Consider the following 8,019-nt stretch of genomic DNA (forward strand, 5'->3'; position numbering starts at 1 on the left):
ATGCTCATGGAGTGTGCGTTGGATAATCTGGACCGGTTGTTTCGCCTCTATCATCGCGAACTGCAGCAGATTGCCTACCGTCGCCTGGGCGACAGGGAGATGGCTGCCGACCTCGCTCAGGACGCATTCGTGCGTTACGTTGGCCTGGATCGACAGCAGCGCACCCATACGATCATCAACCCACGGTTTTTCCTGATTCGCGTGTTGCGCAACCTGATCATTGACCTTGGGCGCAGCCGTACGCGGCGCGGGCCGATGGACTCGCTGGAGGATGTGCAGCACGAACTGCTGGATCCGTGCCCGGGGCCTGCGGCACTGGTGGAAATGCGCCAGCAGTTGCAACTGTTGCATCAGGCGTTGAGTGAATTGTCCGAGAACAGCCGCCAGGCCTTGTTACTCAATCGCCTCGATGGATTGGGCCATGCCGCCATCGCCCAGCAGCTTGGGGTTTCCCCCAGCATGGTCAGCAAATACATCATGAGTGCCGTGCTGCACTGTGCCCGTCGCCTCGGGATGACCGAGTGACACGCGACCCTGCCCCGAGTAAACCTTCGCCGCTGCTGACCGAGCAAGCGTTGCAGTGGCTGGTCGACCTGCATTCGGGCAGTGCCGAGGCACCGTCTTGGGACGCCTACCTGCAGTGGTGCGAAACCTCCCCGGAGCACCAACGCGCCGCCCATGCGGCGGAGCGGTTGTGGGAGAGCCTGGGCAGCGCACTGGAGCGTCCGCCCGCGTCGTCACGCCGCTTGCTGCAACTGGGACTTGTCGTCGCGTTGAGCCTGGCAGGCGGTTTGTCCTGGCAGGCGGAGCAGCAAGGCTGGATGGCGGACCAGGTGACCGGCCTGGGTGAGCACCGCCGTGTGACACTGGCCGACGGCTCACACCTGGAACTGGCGCCACGCACGCGTGTGGATATAGAAATGCACGGTAATCGTCGTGTGTTGCATCTCTATACCGGGGAGCTCTTTGTCCAGGTCGCCCGCGATGCCCAGCGCCCATTCGAAGTACGCGCCGGCCGTGGCAGCCTGCGTGCGCTGGGCACCGGCTTCGACGTGCGGCGCGAAGGCGAGCAGGTGCGGATGGTCGTCACCGAACACACGGTGCGCGTGACATTGGACGACGATCCACAGACCACCGATGTCGAGGCCGGTCAGGCCGTGCAATACGGCCCGGAAGGTCTCTCGCGCACCCAGCCAGTCGACGTCGGCACCGCCACGGCCTGGCGCCGCGACAAACTGGTGTTCAACCGCCAGCCCCTGGGTGATGTGCTGGAGCAACTTGGCCGCTACCATCGCGGCGTAATCTGGGTCCGTGACAGCGGCCTGCGCGACCTGCCCGTGACCGGCATCATCGCCACCGACGACACCGACGCCCAATTGAAACTGCTGCAACGCACCTTGCCGCTGCGAGTGCGCTTGCTGCCGTGGCTGACCGTGATCGAGCGCGACGACTCGCCGCGACAGTAACTCAGCTTGCAAAAAATACACTTGCCGCCGCTGTCGGGTTTCAGAGGACTGACGTCTTTCCTGTTGAGATTGATTTTTATTTGGCTGATTTCAGCAAGGGGAGCGTTATGCAGCATCTGATCAGGCACACCGCCTTGAGCCTGGCACTTGCCACGGCCAGTGCCGTGGGTATGAGCCTGCCGGCACAGGCGGCGCAGCAGCAGAAGAGCGACAGCCGGACCTACGCTATCGAGGCCGGTCAACTTGACCAGGTATTGACGCGCTTTGCCGAGCAGTCCGGGTTGCGGTTGATGGTTGTCAGCGAATTGGTGGCTGGTCAGCAGTCGGACGGGTTGAAGGGGAGCTACCCGGTGCAGCAGGGACTTGATCGGTTGTTGCTGAACAGCGGCTTGGTTGCCCTATTGAGTGATGATGTGATTTTGATTGAGAAGGCGCCGGTACAGGGTGGGGCGTTGGAGTTGGGGGCTACCACCATTCAGGGGCAGGGGATGGGGGAGATGACGGAGAATTCGGGGTCTTATACCAGCGGCCTTGTCAGCGCCGGTTCCAAAACGCCTACGAGTTTGAAGGACACGCCGCAGTCGGTGTCTGTCATCACCCAGCAGCTTCTGGAAGACCGGCGCATTGTCGATCTGTCCGATGCGATGCGACGCACGCCGGGCATCACCGTCAAAAACGCCAATTATCGTCTACCGCAGTTCATCTCTCGTGGTTTTCGTATTGATAACATTCAGATTGATGGTGCCTCGCCGATGGATATCGGTTCTGGTATCGGTACCTTCTACGCCAACAAAACGTATGACATGGCTGAGTTCGACCATATCGAAATTTTGAAGGGGGCATCTGGCCTGTTTGGCGGCACCGGCGATCCGGGCGGCATCATCAACGCCGTGCGTAAGCGCCCGCTGGATTACTTCCAGCTCAAGTTCAATACGTCGGCAGGTTCGTGGGACAACTACCGTACTGAAGTCGACGTGACGGGGCCAATGGCCTTTGATGGCAAGCTTCGCGGACGTGTTGTGGTCGCCAATACCGACCGGCAGTACTTCATGGATCACCGTAGTACCGAGAAGCCTTTCATCTACGGGGTGTTGGAGGCCGATGTATCGGATACGGTCCGGGTTACCGTTGGGGGGCGCTACGAGAAGATTCATGAAAATGGTACTGGCGACGGGCTGCCGCGCTTCAGCACCGGGCAGGACTTGAAGCTCAGCCGCAGCACTTGGTACTCGCCGAACTGGGCCTATAGCGATAACAGTTCCCAAGAAATCTTCGCCAAGTACGACCAGGAACTGGCTGACGACTGGAAGCTCAATGTGTCCTTGACCAGTACCTTTGATAAATCCGAGACCAAAGGTGCGTTCCTGTGGGGCTCACCTGATCCGGTAACGCTTGAAGGTGCGACCTGGGGAGGGAGTTACATTAAAAGCTGGAGTGAGCAGACGCTGTTCGATGGCAACGTGTCCGGGAAATTTACGGCGTTCAATCGTGAGCATGAACTGCTAATCGGTGCTGATGTGCAGAAGGTGACCAGTCGCTGGCGCTCAACGAAAGCTATGCAGGGCTTCTATCCTATTGATGTCTACAATCCAGACCTCACGCCTCTACCTTCCGACAGCATTGGCAACAAGCTTGAGCGTGATTACAGCCCCAATACCCGTAGGCAATATGGTCTGTACTCGACCTTGCGTTTACAGCTGACGGATCCGCTTAAGCTGATAATCGGGGCCAGGGTGCAGCGCTATAAGTTCGAACAGACCTACATGGCCGTAAATGCTGATACGGGCGCATGGGGCCTTGAGTCCCAGAGTAATCATCGTGAACCCACTAAACTGGTGCCCTTCGGTGGTTTGGTATATGCCCTCGATGATGAATGGTCGGTGTACGCCAGCTATTCGGAAATCTTCAAGCCCCAGGCTCATCAACTGCAAGGCCCAGTGGCTTCCGGCACAGTACTGGAGCCGATGGTTGGCAAGACATACGAGACAGGTATTAAAGGTGAGCTCTACGGCGGGACGCTGAACGTTTCAGCCGCGGTGTTCTACACCAAGCGTGAAAAAGAAGCGATTGAGGACCCGAGGTATCCACGACAGGCCGTTCTATATGGCGGCAGTTGCTGTTACTTGGCTGAAGGCGAGATTATCAGTAAGGGTGTCGAGCTTGAGGCGAACGGCGAGATAGCACCTGGTTGGATGGTGATGGGGGGATATACCCTGAACCTTATCGAGAATGGCACTAAAGATACTTTCCTCACCACGGTTACTCCTAAGCATTTGGCCAAATTGTGGACCGTTTATACCCTGCCTGATCGCCTTTCCGACTGGAAGGTCGGCGGTGGTGTCAATGTGCAGAGCGCCAGTTATGCCAGCGGTACTGCTTATCGGATTGATGGAAAGAATCCTACAGGTAACTACTATGACGTTTCCCGTGAGACGCCTTTTGACTTTGCTCAAGGCGGCTACGCCGTATGGGACGCCATGGTCGAATACAAAGTCGATGAGAACTGGACCGTCGCCCTCAATGGCAACAACCTGTTTGACCGCAAGTACTTCGAGACCCTGAAAACTTCCGAGTACGGCAATTACTACGGTGAGCCGCGCAACTACATGCTGACTGTGCGGGGTACGTTCTAGGCTTTCTCCGTCGCCGTAAAAAATCACCTCACCTGAGGTGATTTTTTTTGCGTGCGCCAGGCTCTCGAATGATTTAAAGGTGAGAGTTTCCCAGGGTGCCTGACAAGATAAAGTGTCGGCCGAAGGCAAGGTTTTTGCTGCTGTTACAAAGTGATTGAGAATCCTTCTAAATTATTTTTCTCCCAAACGTTCATTAATGGCTCGACACCGATTCAAGTCAAAACCGTCCCTCTGCAACAGGGAGTGGAGTCCGGACGGTTTAACTATATTCAGGCCATTCCGCCCGAAGAGTGGGAGGCCTTCGACATTAATGACATCTCTGGGGTTAAACAAAACAATGAAGCGCGCAAGTACAAGGTTCAGGCAAAAACTCTTCCACACCCCCCTGGCTTCCTGCCGCAATGGCGTATCGGTGGCGGTCCTGGGGTTGGCACTCAGTGTCTCCACTGGAGCGCTCGCTCAACCAATCCAGGTCAATGTGCCAGCCCAGTCTCTGGACAAGGCTCTGACCGAGCTAGGTAAGCAGACCGGCCTGCAAGTACTTTTTGGGCCGGAGATGGTCGCGGGCAAGAAGTCCACTGCCGTCAAAGGCACCCTGGAGCCCGAGGCCGCTCTTGAAGCATTGCTGAAAGGCGCGGGCCTGACTTTCCGGGTTGAAAACAATACGGTCATTCTCGGTCCCGAAAATGGTACGAGTTCAGCCCTTGAACTGGGTGCCACCACCATCCAGGGCCAGGGCATGGGGGAGATGACGGAGAACTCCGGCTCCTACACCACCGGCTTGACCAGTATCGGTTCGAAGACCCCGACCAGTCTGCGGCAGACGCCGCAGTCGGTGTCGGTAGTGACGTCGCAGGTTATTGACGAAAAACGCATGACTGACCTGGCTGAAGCCATGAAAGTGACGCCGGGTATCACGGTCACTAACAACAACTTCCGTTTGTCGGATTTCTCGTCGCGCGGTTTCAAGATTGAAAACATTCAAATCGACGGTGCTGCCCCGATGGCATTAGGCACTACGTCGGGCAGTTTCTATTCCAACAAAAACTACGATCTGGTTGAGTTCGACCATGTTGAAGTCCTGCGTGGTGCTTCCGGTCTCTTTGGCGGTACGGGCGATCCGGGCGGCATGATCAACCTGGTGCGCAAACGTCCGCTGGATGCCTATCAGTTGAAAGTCGATATGTCGGCGGGCAGTTGGGACAACTACCGCACACAAATGGATGTCACAGGGCCATTGGGCTTTGATGGCAAGCTGCGTGGCCGGATGGTCGCGGCTTACACGGATCGTCAGTACATGGTGGATGATCGTGGTACAGAGAAGCCGATTTTCTACGGGATTCTGGAAGCCGATATCCTCCCGGATACACGATTGACTTTGGGTGGACGCTCGGAGCGTATTCATGAAACGGGATCGGGGATCGGTTTGCCGCGCGATGTGAATGGCAAGGACCTTGGTCTGTCCAGAAGTACTAGCTTGACCCAAAAATGGTCGTATCTGGACGGGCGATCCCAAGAAATTTTTGCCAAGGTCGACCATGAGCTTAACGATGACTGGAAGCTCAATGTTTCATATACCCAAACGCTGGACTCCGGGTTTTCGAAGGCGGCTTTCAGCTTTGGTGCTGTCGATCCGGTAACACTCACGGGGCCTAAAACCGGAGGTACCAACAATCAGTATCGCAGCGATCAGAAGCTTCTCGATGTAAACCTAGCAGGGAAATTCGTGTACGCAGGCTTGGAGCACGAGCTGCTGGTCGGCATGGATCATCAGAAAATCACCAGCCAGTGGGAGGGGACTGCCTCGTCCAACGGGGCGGGTAATCCGGTCAATGTATTTGACCCGGATGCGACACCCTGGCCACAACCAGGAACAGACAAGAACTTTATTCGTAACTACAGTCCCAACAGTCAGACCCAGTATGGCCTGTACTCGACGTTGCGCTTGCAACTGGCGGACCCACTTCACTTGATCATCGGTGCTCGTGCGCAGCGGTACAAATTTGATCAGTTGTACCAGGCGATCGAAAATGGAGCCTGGAAGGTTCAGTCGGATGTATCGACCCGCGAAGCAACCAAACTGGTTCCTTATGGCGGTATCGTCTACGACCTGACGGATGAATGGTCGACCTATGCCAGCTACTCCGAAATCTTCAAGCCCCAACAAAGCACGATGCAGGGACCATTGCCGGGCAGTTCGATGGAGCCTATAACCGGCAAGACTTACGAGACCGGCGTCAAGGGCGAGTTGTGGGGCGGAGCCGTCAATACTTCCTTTGCGTTGTACTACACCTCGCGTAACAACGAGGCAGTGTTGGATCCTCGTTACGAAGAATCTAGTGTTCTGTTTGGCGGCAACTGCTGCTACTTGCCTCAGGGCAAGGTCGTCAGCAAAGGCGTCGACATGGAGTTTACCGGTGAAGTCCTGCCGGACTGGAACGTTCTGGCGGGCTATACGTATAACCACAATCGTAACCGCACTGCGGCGAAGGTATTCAGCAGCATTACGCCAAAACATCAGATCAAACTGTGGTCAACCTACCGTTTGCCGGGCATATTCAACGACGTGAAAGTCGGAGGTGGTGTTAACTTGCAAAGCGCTACCTACGTCAGTGGGACTACCTTCGTGAACGATGTGGAGCAGAACTATAAGTACGTTCAGGCGGGTTACGCCGTATGGGATTCCATGGCCGAATATCGTGTCAATGAGAACTGGAGTGTGATCTACAACGCCAACAACCTCTTTGACAAGAAGTACTACAGCAAACTGGGATCTTCGGCATCGGGCAACTGGTACGGTGACGAGCGCAACCACATGCTGACCCTGCGCGGTACCTTCTGGTAAGCGCGGTTTGAAACGAAAAAGGGACATCGCGAGATGTCCCTTTTTTGTGCCTTGTGTCCACAGTAAGGTCATACGTTCAGGCCGTGTGCTCTTCCAACCAACCTTCGACAGCCATATAAATCACGCCGATGTCAGTACTGATTCCAGACATCCGCAGAAAGTCATGGGTCAACCCACCCTGGGTCAACAAGGTGACATCCGTCCCAGTGGCGCGTAGCAACTGCGCATACTCCAAGCCTTCGTCATACAACGGGTCATATTCGGCCAGGCTAACGTAGGCCGGTGCCAGCGGCCCAAGGTCTTTTGCCAACAACGGTGATGCACGCCAGTCACCGCGCTGCTCGGAGTCGGGAGTGTAATGCTGGTAGAACCACTGCAAGGTATCGCTTTCCAGCAGGTAGCCTTCGGCATACAACTGGTGGGAAGGGCGCGTACGCTGAGTGTCGGCCACCGGGTAAAACAGCAACTGGGTCTTGGGCTTTAGCGCAAGGTGTTCGGGTGTCTGCACGGCGCTGATGGCCAGTACCGTGGCCAGGGTGGCGCCGGCACTGTCGCCGGCGACACTGACATTGTCCGGGTCCAGATTCAGGGTGTGCGCCTCGCGAGCCAGCCAGTTGGCGCAATCCAGGGCATCGTTGACGGCCGTGGGGAACGGATGCTCCGGAGCCAGCCGATAAGCCGGGGCCAGGACCGCATGGCGTCCGCTGGATGCCAGGCGGCGGCAAATCGAGTCATGGGAGTCAAGGCTGCCGACCACGTAGCCGCCGCCGTGGAAATACAGAATGCTCGGTTGTGAAGGTTGGGCATGATGTGCCGAGCGATATAGCCGGGCTTCTATCTTTGCGCCGTCGCGTGTCGGGATGTGCAAGGTTGTAATCGTCAGGCTGGCGGGCGGCGAAGGGTCGAGGATCTGCGAGCTCATCTCGAACTCCTGCCGTGCCTGACTCACACTCAAGGCATGCATGGGCTGACTCTTGCCACTCAGGCGGCCCATTTCAGCCAACTCCAGAAAACCTTCGAGATCGGGGTCCAGGGGCATTACGTGTTCCTTATTGATTCAATACAGTGCCGCCCC

Annotated in this window: 5 protein-coding genes; 4 read left to right on the forward strand and 1 reads right to left on the reverse strand. The window is 56.7% G+C overall.

Annotated features, from left to right (window positions below; genetic code table 11):
* The first annotated feature begins 18 nt into the window (after nucleotides 1–18).
* From K1X80_RS11290 to K1X80_RS11305, 4 genes are all read left to right on the forward strand, one after another.
* On the forward strand, nucleotides 19–525 hold the full coding sequence (locus tag K1X80_RS11290; protein ID WP_225923851.1) for an RNA polymerase sigma factor: 507 nt from the start codon (nucleotides 19–21) through the stop codon (nucleotides 523–525).
* Entirely contained in the window at nucleotides 522–1,466 is a 945-nt protein-coding gene (locus K1X80_RS11295) for a FecR family protein (RefSeq protein ID WP_220172898.1), read from the forward strand. Before K1X80_RS11290 ends, K1X80_RS11295 begins: the two co-directional genes overlap by 4 nt.
* A gap of 107 nt (nucleotides 1,467–1,573) precedes the next feature.
* A complete protein-coding gene (locus tag K1X80_RS11300) occupies nucleotides 1,574–4,099 on the forward strand; it encodes a TonB-dependent siderophore receptor (RefSeq protein WP_220172899.1) in 2,526 nt (841 codons plus the stop codon).
* A gap of 337 nt (nucleotides 4,100–4,436) precedes the next feature.
* Nucleotides 4,437–6,944, forward strand: a complete 2,508-nt coding sequence (locus K1X80_RS11305; protein WP_198792336.1) for a TonB-dependent siderophore receptor — start codon at nucleotides 4,437–4,439, stop codon at nucleotides 6,942–6,944.
* Nucleotides 6,945–7,020: 76 nt separating this feature from the next.
* Here K1X80_RS11305 and K1X80_RS11310 read toward each other — a convergent pair whose 3' ends face one another.
* Complete coding sequence (locus K1X80_RS11310) at nucleotides 7,021–7,983, reverse strand: alpha/beta hydrolase (RefSeq protein ID WP_198792335.1); 963 nt, start codon at nucleotides 7,981–7,983, stop codon at nucleotides 7,021–7,023.
* Nucleotides 7,984–8,019 lie beyond the last annotated feature (36 nt).

Source organism: Pseudomonas sp. So3.2b (assembly GCF_019464415.1).
GTDB classification, from domain to species: domain Bacteria; phylum Pseudomonadota; class Gammaproteobacteria; order Pseudomonadales; family Pseudomonadaceae; genus Aquipseudomonas; species Aquipseudomonas shahriarae.